This window comes from Mycolicibacterium sp. XJ2546 (genome assembly GCF_053483195.1).
Map to the genome: position 1 here is coordinate 54,919 of NZ_JBEFRW010000003.1, position 18,227 is coordinate 73,145.

Genomic DNA, 18,227 nt, shown 5'->3' on the forward strand with positions numbered 1-18,227 from the left:
TGGAAGAGCTTACAGTAGCGGTTTCAGGAAGGCTGTGCCGAACGACGTTACCGAAACGCGCCGGCCGACCAGCGCAATACTGTAATAGTTACAGTATCTCCACTTCTGGACGTGAGGTACCGACCTGTGACCACACCTGACACTTCCCGCTTCGACGCAATTGTCATCGGGGCCGGGTTCTCCGGCCTGTACGCGTTGCATCGGCTGCGCGAGCAGGGCCTGCGTGCCGTCGTACTGGAGAAGGCTGAGAACGTCGGCGGCACATGGCTGTTCAACCGGTATCCCGGCGCGCGCTGTGACATCGAGAGCATCGAGTACTCCTACAGCTTCTCCGAGGAGATCCAGCAGGACTGGGTGTGGACCGAGACGATGCCCCGCCAGCCCGAGATCGAGGCATACCTGAACTTCGTCGCCGACCGCCTGGACCTGCGTCGCCACATCCGGTTCCACACCGAGGTCACCGCGATGGGTTTCGACGAGGTCGCCGCGCAGTGGGCCGTGCACACGGCGGCGGGGGAGACGCTGCGCGCACCGTTCGTCGTCGCGGCGACGGGCATTCTGTCGGCGCCCAAGGAACCGGAGATCGCGGGCGTCGACTCCTTCCACGGGGTGTCGTTGTTCACCAGCCGGTGGCCCAAACAGGATGTCGACCTCGCCGGCAAGCGGGTCGGCGTCATCGGCACGGGTTCCACGGGCGTCCAACTCGTTCCGGTCGTCGCTGAGCAAGCCAGCCACCTCACCGTGTTCCAGCGGTCGCCCGCCTACACGCTGCCGTGGGAGGTGCGCGCGTTCGACGACGGCGAACTCGACGAGCTCAAGGCCAACTACGCCGAGATCCGCGCTGCGCAACGGGCACACGCGGTGGGCGCGGCTCGGTTGAGCGCGTTCTCGGTGATGTTCGAGATGATGACCAAACCGCCGTTGAAGTCCGCGTCGCGCGAGGAGCAACTGCGCGCCGTCGAGGAGGGCGGTGTCATCGGTGCACTCAGTTGGGGCGACGTGTTCTTCGACATCGAGGCCAACCAGATGGCGGCCAAGCTCTACGGCGAAGCCGTGAGCCGCATCGTCGACGATCCCGACACCGCGGCGGCGCTGACCCCGACGCACCCGTTCGGGTGTAAGCGGCCCATCATCGACCAGGGCTATTACCAGACGTTCAACCGGGACAACGTGACGCTCGTGGACCTGCGCAAGGCGCCGATCGTCGAGGTCACCCCGACCGGAATCCGTACCGAGCAAGACGATTACGAGCTGGACGTGATCATCTACGCCACCGGCTTCGACGCCATGACGGGCGCGATGACGCGGATCGCGGTCACCGGACGCGACCAGGTGTCATTGGCCGATTTCTGGAGCACGGAGGGGCCGTATGCCTACCTCGGCATCGCGGTGGCCGGATTTCCCAACCTGTTCATCGTGCAGGCGCCGGGAAGTCCGGCCCCGGCAAGCAATTTTGTGACTGCACTCGAACAGCATGTGGAGTGGATCGGCGACTGCATCGAGTACCTGAGAAGCAGCGGATACCGCACGATCGAGGCGTTGCCCGACGCGCAGCGCGAGTGGGTCGAGCACACTACGTCGCTCGTCGCGCCGACGGTGCTCGACCATCCGACGTGCAACTCGTGGTACAACGGCGGCAACGTGCCCGGCAAGAAGCGGATGTACATGGGTTACACGGCCGGCATTCCGGAGTACCGACGTCGGTGCGAGGAGATCGCCGACGCCGGCTACACCGGTTTCAAGCTCGCATGAAAACCGCCGAACGCGCCTACCGCATCGGCCGGGACTTCGCGGGGGCGCTGCCGCGCGCACACGCCGCGGTCAACGCACCCGGCTGGAACTCGCTGTCGCGCAGTGGCGCCCGCCAACTCGGCGAGGTCCTACTTGACGAGCTCGCGCTCACCTCGATGACGCTGACCTCTCCGCCGCCGAAGCTGGAGCGCACGGTGCAATCCTGCTCGGCCGTCGCCGATGAGTTGACCGCCGAGGGTATGGCTGGCGTGCACGTCGAACCCGAACCGCTGCAGCCGAAGACAGTCCGCCGGCGGAGGTTCGGGCGCTCGAAGTATGAGCAACTGACCTTCGAGCATGATCCCCAGCTGCCCGGATCGTTGGCTGCGCAGGGGTTCGGCGGTCGCGTCACCGCGGTGGTCCACCTGTGCCGAAGCGGCGAGGAGAAACGGCCGTGGCTGGTGTGGGTACACGGTGCGGGCCAAGGGCAGCCGATCGACCTGTTGTTCTCGCGGGCGCGGCGGCTGCAGGAGCGCCTCGGGTACAACATCGCGTTGCCGGTGCAGCCCGGATGCGGGGTCCGGCGTCACCGGTGGCCGATCTATCCGAACATGGATCCGCTGAACAACCTGGCGGGCATCATCCGGGTGGTGTCGGAGGTGCGGGCCGTGCTGCGGTGGTTGCGGCCGCAGTCGAGCACCATTGCGGTATCGGGGGTTTCGATGGGCACCCCGGTGGCGGGTCTGGTAGCCCACCTCGAGCAGGTCGACGCCGTCGCGGTGTACACCCCGATCTTCGGCCTCAACGCGATGATCGCCGCGCACCTGGGGCGATGGGGTCCGTCGGTGCACGAGACCATCGAGTTGCTGCGCTCTGAGCCCGTCGATCGGATGATGTCGGTGGTCGACTATCAGGCTGTCGAACCGTCGGCGCCGCCCGAGCGTCGGTTGATCGTCGGCGCCCGGCACGACCAGATGGCCCGCCCCGAACCTGCGGAACAGTTGCACCAGCGCTGGGGTGGCGAGTTGTACTGGCACCCAGGCAGTCACGTCGGGCACTTGTTCGCGCGCGGCGTGCAGGACGTGTCGGAACGATTCCTCACCTCGGTGCCCGAAGGAGTCCGGTGATGACGGTGAGGACGGCCGCGGTGCCCGGCGGCATCGACGAGATCGATGCGGACTGGCTCACCGAGGCGCTGCGCGTCGACGCGGGCATCAGCGACGCCACGGTAGCGGCCGTCCGTGCCGAGCAGATCGCATTGGACACCGGCTTTTCGTCGCTGGTGTACCGACTGCACCTGATCGGCGCCGCTGTGCCGGCCACGCTGATCGGGTTGCACGCCGACAACCTGTTCTTCGCCGGCGATGAGACGAGAGCGCTGGACTTCCAGTTCGCGACGCGCGGGGCGGGCGCTGCCGACGTGGCGTACCTGGTCACCCAGCGCTTGCCTGCGCAGGCACGGGACGGACACGATGCGGCGCTCCTGCGCGAGTACCTCGACCAGGTGGCAGCCCTCGGCGTCACGGATTACACGTTCGACGAGGCGTGGCGGCAGTACCGCTTCGCGGCCGGCTACCCGATGGTGTTGCCGGTCATCACCCTCAACGGATGGGATGCGCTTCCCGACCGGTCCCGTCGGCTGTGCCTGACGCTCACCGACCGGGCGGTGGCCGCGATCGAGGAGATCGGCGCCCTGGAGGTGTTCGCATGACGCGGTCGGCCCGCGAAGTGGTGGAGTTGTACAACCTGGTGGTCTGGAATCAGCGTGACTTCGCGCTGGCCGAAGAGCTGCTTGGCGAAACCGTGATCCGCCATGAGGTCGGCGCGGAGGCGCATGTGTTGACCCATGAGCAGGCGGTCGGCCGGATCGTGCACATGTGGGAGGTCACCGAGAACATCCGCTTCGACCTGAACCTGGTGGTGGCCGGCGACGACGGCGAGCACGTCGCGATCGTCTACGAGTCTCCGATCAAGATGAAGGACGGGACGCAGACCACGATCGGCAGTATGGAAGTGTTCCGGGTGGTCGACGGCAGGATCGTCGAAGTGTGGAACTGCGGCTACAAACAAGGGATCTGGGCGTGAACGACGAAGTGCTGGACGAACTGGGCTATTACCTGCTGGCCGGCGCCGGTGGTGAAGGGCCCGCCACGCTGATGGACGAAGCCCGCCGCGGTGAGGAACTCGGGTTCGGCACGGCGTTCATCTCCGAACGGTGGAACGTCAAGGAGGCGTCGTCGCTCGTCGGCGCGGCCTGCGCGGTCACCACCCGGATGCAGATCGCGACGGCGGCAACCAATCACAACACCCGCCATCCGCTGATCACCGGATCGTGGGCCACCACGATGCACCGGTTGTCCGGGGGGCGGTTCACGTTGGGCATTGGGCGCGGGGTGGCGGCGATGTACGCCGCGTTCGGCATCCCCTCGGTGACGACGGCGCAGATGGAGGACTTCGCGCAGGTCATGCGTCGGTTGTGGAAGGGCGAGGTGATCTTCAACCACGACGGGCCGATCGGCAAGTACCAGGTGCTGTTTTTGGATCCTGACTTCCGCGAGGACATCCGGTTGGCGATCGTGGCGTTCGGGCCGCAGACGCTGGCGCTGGGAGGTCGGGCGTTCGACGACGTCGTCCTGCACACCTACTTCACCCCGGAGACGCTGAAGCGGGCGGTCAAGACCGTCAAGGACGCCGCCGAGCAGGCCGGCCGCGACCCGGACAGCGTGCGGGTCTGGTCGTGCTTCGCGACGGTCGGCGACCACCTGCCCGAGGAACTGCGGCTCAAGAAGACGGTGGCCCGGCTGGCGACCTATCTGCAGGGATACGGCGACCTGCTGGTCAAGACCAACGGCTGGGATCCCGCTGTGCTGCAGCGTTTCCGCGACGATTCGGTGGTGCAGTCCATCCCCGGCGGCATCGACCACAAAGCCTCAACCGAGCAGATCGAGCACATCGCGACACTGATTCCCGACGAGTGGCTGGAGCCGTCCGCCACGGGGTCGGCGCAGCAGTGTGTCGAGCGCATCCGCAAGGAGTTCACCTACGGTGCGGACGCGCTCATCATGCACGGCGCGACTCCCGACGAACTCGAGCCGATCGTGACGGAGTACCGGGCGTCCGAGTGAAGTGATTTCGGTGCGCAAACTATCGCTGGGCGATGGTTAGCGCACCGAAATCGCCAATTAGGGCGTGATGGTCGTGCGTGCCACCGGTTCCGCCGTGGCTTGGCGACTGGAGAGGCCCCGCTGCAGCCCGGTCAGCAATGCGTTGCGGGTCTCCTCGGGGTGGATGAGCTCATCGAAACCGAGGTGACTGGCCGAGCGGAACGACGCCTCCACCTCCATCTGGCGCAGCCGCGCCTCGACATCCTCGGCGGCGTGGGAGGCCTTGCTCAACGCGGCGGCACTCATCGCGCCCATTGTCGCACCGGGGTAGGCGAATGTCGCACTCTGGTTGTCAAACCCCAACAGCGACATGACCATCGAGCCGAAGCCGTACGCCTTGCGCAGCGTGACATGCAGTTTGACGGTCGTCGCCGTGGTCTGCGCGGCGAACATCCGCGCGCCGCTGCGCAGCACGCCCGCCTTCTCCGACCGGCTGCCGGGCAACATGCCGGGGTTGTCGGCGAGAAACACGATCGGCAGGTGAAACGCGTCGGCGACGGTGATGAAGTGCGCGGCCTTGTCGGCGGCGTCGGCGTCGATCGAGCCGGCGATCACCTGCGGTTGGTTGGCCACCACCGCGACGGGGTGGCCGCCGAGATGTGCCAGCGCGCAGATGATCGCGGGCCCGAACTTCGGCTGGACCTCGAACCAGTCCGGGCGGTCGAAGACGACGTCGAGCACACGCCGCATGTCGTAGACGCGCCGGTTACCCCTGGGCACGATGTCGAGCAGTTCGGCGGTGGCACGCGGCGCGGCCGCCTTATCGGCGGGCAGCGACTCGGGATAGGACCAAGCGCTGGAAGGGAAGTAGGACAGATAACGGCGGATGTCGTCAAGCGCGGCTTCGTCGTCCTCGGCGAGGTTGTGGATCACGCCGCTGGTCAGCGCGACCGTTGGACCGCCGAGCTCTTCCTTCGTAATCTCCTCGCCCGTTGACTCTTTCACCACGGGCGGTCCTGCGGTGAAGATGGCGCCCTGCTGGCTCATCACCGTCCAGTCGCAGACCGGGGCGACCAGTGCGCCGTGGCCGGCCGACGGCCCGAGCAGGCCGGCGACCATCGGCACCTTGCCGGAGCACTGGGCTTGGGCGAGCAGGTCCGTCGGGGTGCGACCGTAGTGTTCGCCGCTGGGCCGAAAGCCTGCGCCCTCGAGCAACATCACCAGCGGCACCCTGTCACGTAACGCCAACTCGGCCAACCGATACCGTTTGGCATTGCCACCGGGGCCGATGCTGCCGGCCAGCGTCGTGAAGTCCTCGGCGCCGATCAACACCGGCCTGCCGTCGAGATGTCCCGAACCGGCCACGATGCCGTCGGCAGCGATGTCACCGCCGACGAGCGTGCCGAACTCGCGGAAGGTGCCCTCGTCGAGCAGATGGGCGATGCGGGCGCGAGCGTCGAGCTTGCCCTTGCCGCGGTGCTGGGCGAGTCGTTCGGCACCGCCCATTTCGAGGGCGTGCTCGCGTCGGCGCGACAACTCGTCGAGAGTGTGTTCCCACCCTTCGGCCTCGGCCATACCCAACTCCTGTCCCGGATAGGCGATCGTCGCACCGGCGTATCCGCGTTGACCCTACTGAATTGCTTACTGTAGCGTCTACGACCATGCTTAGCGGCGCCGACCTGAAGGTCGACGGGGCGGTTTCGAGTCAGCTGGCCAACGTGGTGGACGCGGCGAGCACACTGCAACGACGGGGCTACGACGGGTGCTGGACGGCCGAGGTGGCCCACGACCCGTTCCTGCCGCTGACCCTGGCCGCCGAACACACCGAGACCCTCGATCTGGGCACCAGTATCGCAGTCGCGTTCGCACGTAATCCCATGACAGTTGCCAACATCGGGTGGGATCTGCAGGAGTACTCGCGCGGACGCCTCATCGTGGGCCTCGGTTCGCAGATCAAGCCGCACATCGAGAAGCGGTTCAGCATGCCGTGGAATCAGCCGGTGCGTCGCATGGGCGAGTTCGTGCACGCAATGCGTGAAATCTGGTCCTGCTGGCGCGACGGAACCAGGCTGCAGTTCGAAGGCGACTTCTACACGCACAAGCTGATGACGCCGATGTTCACCCCCGAACCGCACGACTACGGATTCCCCCGGATCTTCCTGGCTGCGGTGGGTGAGGCGATGACCGAGTTGTCCGGTGAGGTCGCCGACGGGGTGCTCGCGCACGCGTTCACGACGAAACGGTACTTCGCCGAAGTGACGACGCCGGCGCTGCAGCGGGGGATGTCACGGTCGGCTCGGCGCCGCAGCGACTTTCAGGTGTCATGTCCGATCTTCGTCGTCACCGGCGCCGACGAAGCGGAGTTGGCGGCGGCCGCCGTGGCCACCCGCAAACAGATCGCGTTCTACGGGTCGACACCGGCCTACCGCAAGGTGCTCGAATTGCACGGGTGGGGTGACCTACACACCGAACTTCACCGATTGAGCCTGGCGGGGCAGTGGGACGACATGGGCACGCTGATCGACGACGAGGTCCTCGAGGCGTTTGCGGTCGTCGCGCCGATCGACCGCCTGGCGGCCAAGGTCCGCGACCGCTGCGACGGGTTGATCGACCGTGTGCTGGTCGGTTTTCCGGCGGCTGTGCCCGAAGAGGCTGTCCGCCAAGTCGTTCGAGAGCTGCGCGGCCAGTCTGCCGCATGAGTGAAAGGTCACCCATGAGTACTCGCGTGATCGACGAAGCGGCCAGGGTGTTCGCCGACCCCCGCGCCTACGCCGATGAGCCCGGTCTGCACGCCGCCCTGACGCACCTGCGCGCCAACGCTCCCGTCTCGTGGGTGGACGTTCCCGGCTACCGGCCGTTCTGGGCAATCACCAAGCATGCTGACATCATGGAGATCGAACGCGACAACACGCTGTTCACCAACGCGCCACGGCCAGTGCTGATGACCGAAGAGGCCGACGAACAACAAGCGGCGGTGGGCATCAGCACGCTGATCCACCTGGATGATCCGCAGCACCGTGATTTGCGTGCGATCGGTGCGAACTGGTTTCGACCGAAAGCCATGCGCGCGATGAAGGTTCGGATCGACGAACTGGCAAAGCGATTCGTCGACGGCATGCTCGAGCGAGGACACCAGTGTGACTTCGTTCAGGAAGTCGCGGTGAACTATCCGCTCTACGTGATCATGTCGATGCTCGGCCTGCCCGAATCCGACTTCCCGAAGATGCTCACCTACACCCAGGAACTGTTCGGCAACGACGACGAAGAACTGCAGCGCGGGACGTCGAAGGAAGAACAGGTGGGCGCGCTGCTCGAGATGTTCGGCTACTTCACCGAGGTGACCGCCGCACGTCGGAAGAATCCGACCGAAGACCTGGCGTCGGCGATCGCCAACGCCACGATCAACGGGGAACCGCTTTCCGACATCGAAACGGTCTCCTACTACGCGATCGTCGCCGCCGCCGGTCACGACACCACCAGCGCCGTCATTTCCGGTGGTCTGCACGCGCTGATCGAGCATCCCGATCAACTGGCACGGTTGCGTGCCGACATGGCCTTGATGCCGTTGGCCACCGAGGAGATGATCCGCTGGGTCACCCCCGTCAAGGAGTTCATGCGAACTGCCCGCGCGGACACCACCGTTCGCGGTGTTCGCATCGCGGAGGGGGAGTCGGTGCTGCTGTCGTACACATCGTCCAACCGCGACGAGGACGTTTTCGACGATCCGTTCCGCTTCGACGTCGGCCGTGATCCGAACCGCCACAACGCGTTCGGCTACGGCGTGCATTTTTGCCTGGGGGCCGCCCTGGCCCGGATGGAGATCAACAGCTTCTTCAGCGAGTTGATCCCGCGGCTAAAGTCGGTCGAGTTGACCGGGCCGGCAGAGCACATCGCCACGATCTTCGTCGGCGGCCTCAAGCACCTGCCGATCCGATACTCACTGGTTTAGTCACCGCCGGAGTTGCCGCGCGCGGCAGCGTGCAAAGCGTCGCCACGCGAACCCTTTTCGGTCTTGGAGAGGGCTTGGATGCTGACGTCGTGGCCTTCGGCGGCCTTCCTCAAAGCGCCGACGGTGGCTTGGTCTTTGGGGATGTGGGTGAAGGGGTCCCAGTTGTACCAGCGCAGGGCGTTTTCGTAGGTCATCTTGTTGATTTCGTCGTCGGGGACGTTGTTGGCGGTGAGGACCTCGTCGAGCTGTTCGGGTGCGCCGGGCCACATCGAATCCGAGTGCGGGTAGTCGGCTTCCCAGCAGATGTTGTCCACCCCGATCTGATGGCGGGTCGCCACCCCGACCGGGTCGGCGATGAAACAGGTCAAGAAGTGCTCGCGGAACACCTCCGAGGGGAGTTTGCCCTTGAAATCCTGGCCCGTCCAGGTCGAGTGCATCTCATAGGTGCGATCCACCCGCTCCAAGAAATACGGAATCCAGCCCGTCCCACCCTCAGACAGCGCGATCTTCAGGCTCGGGTATTCCTTGATCGGACGCGACCACAACAGATCCGCGGCGGCCTGCACGATGTTCATCGGCTGCAACGTGATCATCACATCCATCGGCGCATCCGGCGCGGTGATGGCCAACCGCCCCGAGGAGCCGATATGCACATTGAGCACGGTGTCGGTATCGACCAACGCATCCCACATCGGCTTCCAATGCTCGAAATCATGAAAGCTCGGATACCCCATCGCCGCCGGGTTCTCGGTGAAGGTCAACGAATGCACCCCACGCTCAGCGTTGCGCCGAATCTCGGCGGCACACGCCTGGGGATCCCAGATCACCGGCAACGTCATCGGAATAAACCGCGCCGGATAGGCCCCGCACCACTCCTCGACATGCCAATCGTTGTAGGCCTGCACCAAAGCCAGCGAGAACTCGGCATCCTCGGTGGCAAACAACCGACCGGCAAACCCAGGAAACGACGGAAAACACATCGACCCCAAAATCCCGCCGGCATTCATATCCTTGACCCGCTCATCGACCTGCCAACACCCCGGCCGAATCTCATCGAGGCCCTGCGGTTCCAGCCCGTACTCCTCCTTGGGCCGACCCGCCACCGCATTGAGCGCCACATTCGGAATCACCACATCACGAAACTGCCAAGTATCCGAACCATCGGCGTTATGCACCAACCGCGGCGCCTCATCCAAATACTTCTTCGGCAAATGATTCTTGAACATATCCGGCGGCTCGACGATGTGATCATCCACGCTCACCAGAATCATGTCGTCCTTGTTCATCGTGCCGACCTTTCTGAGTTCCTTACCGTATGGGCAACAGTTTAGCCGCGACTACGTTGCCGCGACGGACAACGCCGTTGACCGGCGCCATGGTCGGCTCGTCGAGTACGACCGCAAGACACGACGGCGGATCGCCGTCGTCGCTGGCATGATGTCCTTTGCCAGATCTCGGTTAGCCGTGCAGGGGGACGAAGATGAGCGCCGACACCGCCAACTCCGATCTGGTCGGCGGCATCCCGCGTCGACGCATCGTCGTCGCCTCGATGGTGGGCACCACCATCGAGTTCTACGACTTCTATATCTATGCCACCGCAGCCGTCTCGGTCTTTCCGCACCTGTTCTTCCCGAAGGGGGATCCGACGACGGCGCTCTTGGCATCGCTGGCCACCTTTGGGCTCGCCTTTGTCGCCCGGCCGGTGGGTTCGGTCCTGTTCGGCCACTTCGGTGATCGCGTGGGACGCAAGGTGACGTTGGTGGCCTCCCTGCTGGTGATGGGAATTGCGACGTTTGTCATCGGGCTCTTACCGACCTACCACCAGGCGGGCATCTTCGCCCCCGCGTTGTTGGCGATCATGCGCTTCGCGCAGGGTCTGGCGCTGGGCGGCGAATGGAGCGGAGCGGCGCTGCTGGCCACCGAGACTGCCAAACCGGGTAAACGCGCTTGGGCCGCGATGTGGCCACAACTCGGAGCGCCCATCGGGTTTCTGTTGGCCAACGGCGCCTTCGTGTTGCTGCTGCTGTGGATTGGACACAGCAATGTCACGCCGGACCTTGACGGGCCGTTCTTGACGTGGGGCTGGCGAATTCCGTTCCTGCTGAGCGCGGTGATGGTGGCGATCGGACTCTATGTGCGGTTGCGCCTTATCGAGACGCCGGTCTTCACCCGCGCCATGGCCCGCGGTGAGAAGGTGAAAGTGCCTCTGGCCGAGCTGTTTAGAACCAGCTGGCGCCCGTTGATCATCGGCACTTTCGTGATGTTGGCGACCTACACGATGTTCTACCTGATGACGACGTGGGCGTTGAGCTATGGGACGGCGAAGCGACCACCGGACGGCAGCGGACTCGGGTTCGCTTACGTCGACTTTCTGCAACTACAGCTGATCGCCGTGTTGTTCTTCGCCGCGACGCTGCCGCTGTCGGGTGTGCTGTCCGATCGCTTCGGCCGCCGCCTACCCCTGCTGTGCGTCACCGCGGCGATCATGGTCTTCAGCGTGGTTTTCATTCCGGCGCTCGGCGCTAGTGACGCCTCACATGGCACCATGCTGCTGTTCTTAATAGTCGGAATGACGTTGATGGGTTTGACCTTTGGGCCGATGAGCGCGGTCCTGCCCGAACTGTTTCCGACGAATGTGCGCTACACCGGGTCAGGAGTTTCCTACAACGTCGCGAGCATTCTGGGTGCTGCGGTAGCGCCGTTCATCGCCACGTGGCTGGCGACGCAATACGGTGTTGCGTGGGTAGGGCTGTATCTGTTCATCGCGGCGTCGCTGAGCTTCATCGCGATACTGATCATGTCGGAGACCAAGGACACCTCGTTGGACAGTATCGAGGGGCCGACTCCGGACCGTTTGATCGGCTGACGTTTGCTCCCAAGTCATTCGGTGCGTTGATAGATGGCGCGCACGGTGTCCACGGTGTCGGCCTCGGCCGGGCCCTTGTCGTCGCGGTAGCGCAACACCCGGGCGAACCGCAGCGCCATCCCGGCTGGATACCGCGATGACGTCTGTACTCCGTCGAGCGCGATCTCGACGACCTGCTCGGGACGCACCTTGACGACGTAATCGTCGGTCGGGCCGTCGGCCAGTTCGAGAAACCGGTTGGTCTGCCACTGCAGCATTGCGTCAGTCATGCCCTTGAACGTCTTTCCGAGCATGACGAATCCGCCGGTCGCGGGATCTCTGGCGCCGAGATGGATGTTCGAGAGCTTGCCGGTGCGCCGGCCCGAGCCCCATTCCACAGCCAGCACCACCAGGTCGAGGGTGTGCACCGGTTTGACCTTCAGCCAGCCGGCGCCGCGGCGGCCGGCCTCATACGATGCCGTCGGCGACTTAGCCATGACGCCTTCGTGACCGGCGGCCAACGTCGCGTCGAGGAACTCCTGGGCGGTGTCGACGTCGTCGGTGACCAGACGATCGACCCGCTGGTCCTCGGGAACGATGGCGTCCAGCGCCGCGACGCGCTCGCTGGTCGGTCGGTCCAGCAGGTCGACGCCGTCGAGGTGCAGCACGTCGAACACGAAGACCGACAAGGGCTGTGCCGCGCGGGCGGCCTCGATGTCGACCGACTTCCCGAACCGCGACGCGGTGACCTGAAACCGGTGCGGGCGGTTGTTGTCCGGTCGCAGCGCGATCGCCTCGGCGTCGGCGATAAGGTCGGTCACCGGCCAGGCCAGTGCGGCGTCGACGACCTCGGGTAGGCGGGCGGTGACGTCGTCGAGGCTGCGGGTGTAGATCGACACCGTGTTGCCGGCACGGTGGATCTGCACCCGGGCGCCGTCGAGCTTGGCTTCGAAAACCGCTGCGCCGCTGAGGCGTTCGAGCGCCTCGGCGACACCGCTAGCGGTCTGTGCCAGCATCGGCCCGACCGGCCTGCCGACCTTGAGGGTGAACTGCGCCAACCCCGCCTCGCCGTCGGTCAGCGCGGCGGCCGCGACGGCGGGTAGTGCGCCGCCGAGCATGGCGGCGCGTCGCACCGCGGCCGCGGGTACGCCCGCGGCCTTGGCCACGGCGTCGGCCATCACCCCGATCAGGGCGCCCTGACGTAGCTCACCGCTGAGCAGCCGACGCAGGAAAGTCTGCTCGGCGTCGGTGGCGCGGCCGAACAGGTCGGCGAGCAGCCCGGCCCGTCGCGCTTGGGAACCCTTGCCGGCCACCTGCCCGATCTCGGTGAACCGCGCGTCGACCTCCAGCACCGTCAGCGACGGTTCTGCTGCCGGGGCCGGCACTGAACGCAGCGCCGCCCACCCCACGCCGATCTGGCGTTGCGGCAACACACCCGACAACCACGACACCGTCACCGCGACCAGTCGCGCGTCGCCGCCGTCGCTGGCGCGTCGTAGCAGCTCGGCGATCCGGGCGATCTTGGCCAGCCGCGACGACGAGGCGCCCACCTCGGCCGACGCGGCGGCGACGTCAGACAGCAGCACCAGACCAGCCTGTCACGGCCCTCACCACCGCGCGAGCGTGCGTGAACTCGGGTCAGTTCTCGGCGTGCCGCCCTCGCCGGAACTGCGGGGTGGTCTAGGTGACGGTGAACGACACCGCATGCCAGCCGGACGCGCCGTCGGGCACCGGAGGGGCCACGTCCGCGGTCTGCACCGCGCCGGTGTTGTCGATGGCCCGCACGGTGATCGTGTGCGGACCGGGTTCGCCTTGCCACGCAAAGCTCCAGAGCCGCCAGGTGTCGGCGGAGTAGCTCGCGCCGAGGTCGGCCGGTCGCCAGTCGCCGGTGCCGTCGGGGCCGTCGATGCGGACCTCGACGCCGCGCACGCCACGGGGTTGCGCCCACGCGACGCCGCCGAACGTCACCGGGCCTGCCGCGACGGCCGCTCCGCTGCGGGGCACGTCGATGCGCGACTGGGTCTTGATGGGTCCGCGCGCCGACCAACCCAGCTTGGTCCAGTACGCCTCGGCGCGGTCGAACCGGGTGACCTCGAGGTCGACGACCCATTTGGTGGCCGACACGTAGCCGTAGAGGCCGGGCACGACGAGGCGGGCGGGATATCCGTGTTCGGTGGGTAGCGGCTCGCCGTTCATCCCGACCGCCAACAACGCCTCGGCGTCCCCGGTGAGCGCCTCGACGGGCGTGCCCGCGGTGAACCCGTCGACCGACATTGACAGCACCATGTCGGCGTCCGCGTGAATCCCCGCCCCGGCCAACAGATCCCGCACCCGGTAGCCGATCCACGCGGCGTTGCCGATGAGGTCGCCGCCGACCGGGTTGGACACACACGTCAACGTCACGAGCTTCTCGACGGTCTCGAAACGTTCGAGATCCTCGAAACGGTAGGTGATTTCGCGGTCGACCATGCCGTGAATCCGAAGCTGCCAGTCCCCGCGGCTGAGCTGCGGCACCGTCAAGGCGGTGTCGATCCGGTAGAACTCGTCGTTGCCGGTGATAAACGACGTCAGGCCAACGTCTTTAGGCTGCACAGCGGGGTCGGCCGGTGGCGCGGCGACGTCAGGACGCGGCAGCGCGAACGCGTCGCGGTCCGACGCCACCGACGACGTCAGCCGCGACAGCACCACACCAACCACCCCGGTGGCCGCGCCCGCCGTCATCAACCCGAGCGCCAGCAGCGACAATCGCCTGCCGGGCTCGGCCCGGTCCTCGGGCGGCGGGTCCGTGACGCGCCCGGAGACGAGCAGGCGCAGCACGGCCACGCCACACGCGGTCCCGACCAGCGTGGGCACGACGTCGGCGAGCGTCGCACCCGCGCGCGACAACACTGCCGCGCACCCCGCGGTGCCGCCCAGCACGATCGCGATGCTTCCCACCGGGACCCGGCGCGTCTCCAGCGCCGCCGTCAACGCGGCGATGAGCGCGATCGCCCCCAACACCGCCACGGTGAGGAAGAGCTTGTCGGCCATGCCGAACGTCGCGATCGCCCATTCTTTGACCGGGCCCGGTGTCAGGTCGATGACCACCGAGCCGACGGCGGTGCGCGCGTCGGCCTGCGGGCCGAACGCGACGGCCAGCAGTTGCGTCACGCCCAGCGCTACCGCCGCGGCGGCAAGACCCGCCAGCATCCGCGTTTCCCGGGCGGGTACGGCCATGGTGCCAAGGTACTGCCCCGAACGGACCCGAACCGCCGACCGGACGAGGCCGTCGGCTAAGTTGCTTTACGATTCGACGAAATTTTGGAAAGGCGGCTAGATGGAGATCGAGGGCAAGAAGGCCATCATCGTCGGGGGGGCGTCCGGTTTCGGCAAGGCGACCGCCGAATTGCTGGCCAAGCGCGGCGCGAGCGTGGCAGTGCTGGACCGCCCGCAGTCCAAAGGCAAGGAAGTTGCCGACGCGATCGGCGGCTCCTTCTTCGAGGTCGACGTCACCGACTTCGAGGGCACCGAGAAGGTGCTGCAGCAGGCGATCGACGAGCTCGGCGGGCTGCACATCATCGTGACCACCGCCGGTGGCGGCGCGGCCGAGCGCACCGTCAAGAAGGACGGCCCGCACAGCCTGGAGACCTTCCGCAAGAGCGTGGACCTCAACCTCATCGGCACCTTCAACATCAGCAGGTTGGCGGGCTGGCAGATGAGCAAGCAGGAGCCGGTCGACGACGAGAAAGAAGAGCGCGGCGTCATCATCAACACCGCCTCGATCGCCGCGTTCGAGGGCCAGATCGGGCAGGTGGCCTACACGGCGTCCAAGGCCGCTATCGCCGGCATGTGCCTGACGATGGCGCGTGACATGGGCAGCCTGGGCATCCGCGCGCTCGCGATCGCCCCGAGCCTGTTCGCGACCGGCCTGACCGAGGGCATACCCGACGAGTTCGCCAAGGCGCTGACCAAGGATGCGGCGTTTCCCAAGCGGCTCGGCAAGCCCGAGGAATACGCGAAGCTGGTGGCCGCGATCGTCGAGAACCCGATGCTCAACGGCCAGTGCCTGCGCCTGGACGCCGGCCAGCGCTTCGCCCCCAAGTAAGTCCGTGATTTCGGCGCGCTTATGCCCCGTGAGGGTGCGTAAGCGCGCCGAAATCGCACTAGGGTGAGCGGGTGGCGACCGTCGCCGAACACCTCATCGACGCTCTGCGGGTCAGCGGCGTGCGCCGCGTGTACGGGCTGCCCGGCGACAGCCTCAACGGGTTCACCGACGCGATCCGCCGATCGGGCGAGATCAGCTGGGAACATGTCCGCCACGAAGAGACCGCGGCTTTCGCGGCGGCCGCCGACGCGGCACTCACCGGCGGGCTGGCGGTCTGCGCCGGCAGTTGCGGCCCCGGCAACCTGCATCTGATCAACGGCCTGTTCGACGCGCAACGCAGCCGGGTGCCCGTGCTCGCGATCGCCGCGCACATACCGCGCACCGAAATCGGTTCGGACTACTTCCAGGAGACCCATCCGCAGGAACTGTTCCGCGAGTGCAGCGTCTACTGCGAACTCATCAGCACCCCGGAGATGGCGCCGCGAATCCTCGAGATGGCGATGCGGGCCGCCGTCGAGGACAGCGGGGTAGCGGTGGTGGTCATCCCAGGGGAGATCTTCCTGCAACGCGCCGACGCGTCGGCCTGGAACGCGCGGCCGATCACCGCGACGCGCTCGGTCGTGCGCCCCGACGACGAGTCGCTGCGGCGCGCCGCCGCCATCCTCAACGACGCGCGCGCCGTAACGATCCTGGGCGGCGCCGGGGTGGCCGGCGCGCATGACGCGCTGATCGAGCTGGCCGGCACCCTCAACGCGCCGGTTGTACATGCGTTGCGCGGCAAGGAGTTCATCGAGTACGACAACCCGTTCGACGTCGGCATGACGGGCCTGCTCGGGTTCGCTTCCGGCTACAAAGCCATCAAAGAGGCCGACGCGTTGCTGATGCTGGGCACCGACTTCCCTTATCCGCAGTTCTATCCCGACGACGCGAAGGTCATCCAAGTCGACATCCGCGGCCGCCACCTCGGCCGGCGCACGCCGATCGATCTCGGGTTGGTGGGTACCGTCGCCGACACGGTCGCCGCGCTGCTTCCGCTGCTGCGGCCCAAGACCGACCGTGACCACCTCGACCGTTCGCTGCGTCACTACCGCAAGACCCGCAAGTCGATGGACGAGCTGGCCGTCAACGACCGCGACCGCACCCCCATCCGACCGGAATACGTTGCGGGCCTCACTGATCAGCTTGCCGCCGACGACGCGGTGTTCACCGTCGACGTCGGCTCACCGGTGGTGTGGGCGTCGCGCTACCTCACGATGAACGGCCGGCGCCGGCTGATCGGCTCGTTCAACCACGGCACGATGGCCTGCGCGCTACCGCACGCGATCGGTGCGCAGACCGCACAGCCCGACCGGCAGGTCGTCGCGCTGGCCGGTGACGGCGGGCTGACGATGCTGTTCGGTGAGCTGGTCACCCTGATCCAGAACCAGCTGCCGGTCAAGGTGATCGTCTTCAACAACTCGTCGCTGAATTTCGTTGAGCTCGAAATGAAAGCCGCCGGAATCGTCAACTTCGGCACCGACCTCGTCAACCCAGACTTCGCCGCCGTCGCGCAGGCGATGGGCATCTTCGGCATGCGCGTCGAGCAACCGGGCGATCTGCATCAGGCCCTCGTCGACGCGTTCGCCGTCGACGGGCCCGCCGTGATCGATGTGGTGACCGCCCGCCAGGTGCTGTCGATCCCGCCGGCCATCACCGTCGAACAAGCCAAAGGCTTCTCGCTGTACGCGATTCGAACGATCATGGCCGGGCGGGCCGACGAACTTCTCGATCTGGTCACCACCAACGTGGCGCGCCGCATCCTGGACTGAACGCTCACGCCGGCCGGGGTACCGCCGACAGCAGCGACTGGCCGATCCACGTCGGAACCGAGCGGCGCACCTCGGCCGGCCCGGACACCGCGACGCTGCCGTCGAGCAGCGCGTGTTGCCACGTCACGTCGCCGCGCCAGATCCGGGTGAGCGTTCGCAGGCTCGTTTCGACGGTGCCGGCCACCTCGTAGCCGGGATCGAAATCGCACACATCGGCCTGCCCGTCGGCGACCACCAGCCACCACCGCGCGGCTTTCGGCGCCACCTCGGTCAGCCGAAACGCCAACGTCGTCCGTTTGCGAGGCCATTCGGCGATCGGGATGGTGCGCCGGATATCCCACATCAGCAGGTGCGGGTCGAGGTCCTCCTCGCCGAGTTCGCCGATCCACCGCACGCCCCACGCGCCGAGCGCGTCGACCACCTCGGCGAGTTCCTTACCGCATGCGGTGAGCGTGTAGGTGGTGCGGCCGTCGACGTCGGCGCGTTCCACCACGCCGGCCCGTGCCAGCGACTTCAGCCGCTTGGACAACAGTGCCGGTGACATCTTCGGCACTCCGCGACGCAGATCGTTGAAGTGGCGGCTGCCGAGCAGCAGCTCACGCACGACGAGCATGGTCCATCGTTCGTCGAGCAGCTCCATCGCCTTGGCGACGGGACAGAACTGGCCGTATCCGGGCATGTGCGTACCTCCGGGCCGCAACGCGCA

At 66.5% G+C, this 18,227-nt stretch carries 15 protein-coding genes; 10 read left to right on the forward strand and 5 right to left on the reverse strand.

What is annotated here, in order from left to right:
- Window positions 1–126: 126 nt before the first annotated feature.
- Genes ABQE44_RS06610 through ABQE44_RS06630 form a run of 5 tightly spaced genes read left to right on the forward strand, consistent with a single transcriptional unit; the run spans window position 127 to window position 4,856 of the window.
- Window positions 127–1,752 (forward strand): flavin-containing monooxygenase, encoded by a 1,626-nt coding sequence (locus ABQE44_RS06610; RefSeq protein WP_448428833.1) that lies wholly within the window; start codon window positions 127–129, stop codon window positions 1,750–1,752.
- Window positions 1,749–2,858: an alpha/beta hydrolase gene (locus ABQE44_RS06615; protein WP_448428835.1), complete on the forward strand. Its 1,110-nt coding sequence runs from the start codon at window positions 1,749–1,751 to the stop codon at window positions 2,856–2,858. The genes ABQE44_RS06610 and ABQE44_RS06615 overlap by 4 nt, the downstream gene beginning before the upstream one ends.
- Window positions 2,858–3,442: a hypothetical protein gene (locus tag ABQE44_RS06620; RefSeq protein WP_448428837.1), complete on the forward strand. Its 585-nt coding sequence runs from the start codon at window positions 2,858–2,860 to the stop codon at window positions 3,440–3,442. Before ABQE44_RS06615 ends, ABQE44_RS06620 begins: the two co-directional genes overlap by 1 nt.
- Complete coding sequence (locus tag ABQE44_RS06625) at window positions 3,439–3,816, forward strand: nuclear transport factor 2 family protein (protein WP_448395303.1); 378 nt, start codon at window positions 3,439–3,441, stop codon at window positions 3,814–3,816. The genes ABQE44_RS06620 and ABQE44_RS06625 overlap by 4 nt, the downstream gene beginning before the upstream one ends.
- Complete coding sequence (locus ABQE44_RS06630; RefSeq protein ID WP_448395304.1) at window positions 3,780–4,856, forward strand: TIGR03857 family LLM class F420-dependent oxidoreductase; 1,077 nt, start codon at window positions 3,780–3,782, stop codon at window positions 4,854–4,856. The genes ABQE44_RS06625 and ABQE44_RS06630 overlap by 37 nt, the downstream gene beginning before the upstream one ends.
- A 57-nt stretch (window positions 4,857–4,913) precedes the next feature.
- Here the strand turns inward: ABQE44_RS06630 and ABQE44_RS06635 are convergent, their stop codons facing one another.
- On the reverse strand, window positions 4,914–6,410 hold the full coding sequence (locus tag ABQE44_RS06635) for an acyl-CoA carboxylase subunit beta (protein WP_448395305.1): 1,497 nt from the start codon (window positions 6,408–6,410) through the stop codon (window positions 4,914–4,916).
- 86 nt (window positions 6,411–6,496) lie between these two features.
- On the opposite strand from ABQE44_RS06635, the gene ABQE44_RS06640 reads away from it, so the two are divergent.
- Complete coding sequence (locus ABQE44_RS06640) at window positions 6,497–7,534, forward strand: LLM class F420-dependent oxidoreductase (protein ID WP_448395306.1); 1,038 nt, start codon at window positions 6,497–6,499, stop codon at window positions 7,532–7,534.
- 14 nt (window positions 7,535–7,548) lie between these two features.
- Window positions 7,549–8,784 (forward strand): cytochrome P450, encoded by a 1,236-nt coding sequence (locus tag ABQE44_RS06645; protein ID WP_448395307.1) that lies wholly within the window; start codon window positions 7,549–7,551, stop codon window positions 8,782–8,784.
- On the opposite strand, the gene ABQE44_RS06650 is transcribed toward ABQE44_RS06645, so the two are convergent.
- Window positions 8,781–10,070, reverse strand: coding sequence for an amidohydrolase family protein (locus ABQE44_RS06650; protein ID WP_448428839.1), 1,290 nt, complete (start codon window positions 10,068–10,070; stop codon window positions 8,781–8,783). The two genes, ABQE44_RS06645 and ABQE44_RS06650, sit on opposite strands and share 4 nt — an antisense overlap.
- A 194-nt stretch (window positions 10,071–10,264) precedes the next feature.
- On the opposite strand from ABQE44_RS06650, the gene ABQE44_RS06655 reads away from it, so the two are divergent.
- Window positions 10,265–11,650, forward strand: coding sequence for an MFS transporter (locus tag ABQE44_RS06655; protein ID WP_448390612.1), 1,386 nt, complete (start codon window positions 10,265–10,267; stop codon window positions 11,648–11,650).
- Window positions 11,651–11,664: 14 nt separating this feature from the next.
- On the opposite strand, the gene ABQE44_RS06660 is transcribed toward ABQE44_RS06655, so the two are convergent.
- The gene (locus ABQE44_RS06660; RefSeq protein WP_448390613.1) at window positions 11,665–13,215 is read right to left on the reverse strand and encodes an ATP-dependent DNA ligase; all 1,551 of its coding nucleotides are present in this window, start codon (window positions 13,213–13,215) and stop codon (window positions 11,665–11,667) included.
- Between the two features lie 94 nt (window positions 13,216–13,309).
- A complete protein-coding gene (locus ABQE44_RS06665) occupies window positions 13,310–14,845 on the reverse strand; it encodes a molybdopterin-dependent oxidoreductase (protein ID WP_448390614.1) in 1,536 nt (511 codons plus the stop codon).
- Between the two features lie 100 nt (window positions 14,846–14,945).
- Here ABQE44_RS06665 and ABQE44_RS06670 point away from each other — a divergent pair, with 100 nt between their 5' ends.
- On the forward strand, window positions 14,946–15,713 hold the full coding sequence (locus ABQE44_RS06670; RefSeq protein ID WP_448408677.1) for an SDR family NAD(P)-dependent oxidoreductase: 768 nt from the start codon (window positions 14,946–14,948) through the stop codon (window positions 15,711–15,713).
- Window positions 15,714–15,784: 71 nt separating this feature from the next.
- A complete protein-coding gene (gene poxB, locus ABQE44_RS06675; RefSeq protein WP_448428841.1) occupies window positions 15,785–17,521 on the forward strand; it encodes a ubiquinone-dependent pyruvate dehydrogenase in 1,737 nt (578 codons plus the stop codon).
- 4 nt (window positions 17,522–17,525) lie between these two features.
- Here poxB and ABQE44_RS06680 read toward each other — a convergent pair whose 3' ends face one another.
- The gene (locus ABQE44_RS06680) at window positions 17,526–18,200 is read right to left on the reverse strand and encodes a winged helix-turn-helix transcriptional regulator (RefSeq protein ID WP_448390617.1); all 675 of its coding nucleotides are present in this window, start codon (window positions 18,198–18,200) and stop codon (window positions 17,526–17,528) included.
- Window positions 18,201–18,227 lie beyond the last annotated feature (27 nt).

Bases quoted from the DNA above. Each gene is read 5' to 3' on its own strand.
- ABQE44_RS06655 (WP_448390612.1), top strand. From the start codon at position 10,265: ATGAGCGCCGACACCGCCAACTCCGATCTGGTCGGCGGCATCCCGCGT.
- ABQE44_RS06620 (WP_448428837.1), top strand. From the start codon at position 2,858: ATGACGGTGAGGACGGCCGCGGTGCCCGGCGGCATCGACGAGATCGAT.
- ABQE44_RS06665 (WP_448390614.1), bottom strand. From the start codon at position 14,845: ATGGCCGTACCCGCCCGGGAAACGCGGATGCTGGCGGGTCTTGCCGCC.
- ABQE44_RS06615 (WP_448428835.1), top strand. From the start codon at position 1,749: ATGAAAACCGCCGAACGCGCCTACCGCATCGGCCGGGACTTCGCGGGG.
- ABQE44_RS06645 (WP_448395307.1), top strand. From the start codon at position 7,549: ATGAGTACTCGCGTGATCGACGAAGCGGCCAGGGTGTTCGCCGACCCC.
- ABQE44_RS06640 (WP_448395306.1), top strand. From the start codon at position 6,497: ATGCTTAGCGGCGCCGACCTGAAGGTCGACGGGGCGGTTTCGAGTCAG.
- ABQE44_RS06650 (WP_448428839.1), bottom strand. From the start codon at position 10,070: ATGAACAAGGACGACATGATTCTGGTGAGCGTGGATGATCACATCGTC.
- ABQE44_RS06635 (WP_448395305.1), bottom strand. From the start codon at position 6,410: ATGGCCGAGGCCGAAGGGTGGGAACACACTCTCGACGAGTTGTCGCGC.
- ABQE44_RS06625 (WP_448395303.1), top strand. From the start codon at position 3,439: ATGACGCGGTCGGCCCGCGAAGTGGTGGAGTTGTACAACCTGGTGGTC.
- ABQE44_RS06670 (WP_448408677.1), top strand. From the start codon at position 14,946: ATGGAGATCGAGGGCAAGAAGGCCATCATCGTCGGGGGGGCGTCCGGT.
- ABQE44_RS06680 (WP_448390617.1), bottom strand. From the start codon at position 18,200: ATGCCCGGATACGGCCAGTTCTGTCCCGTCGCCAAGGCGATGGAGCTG.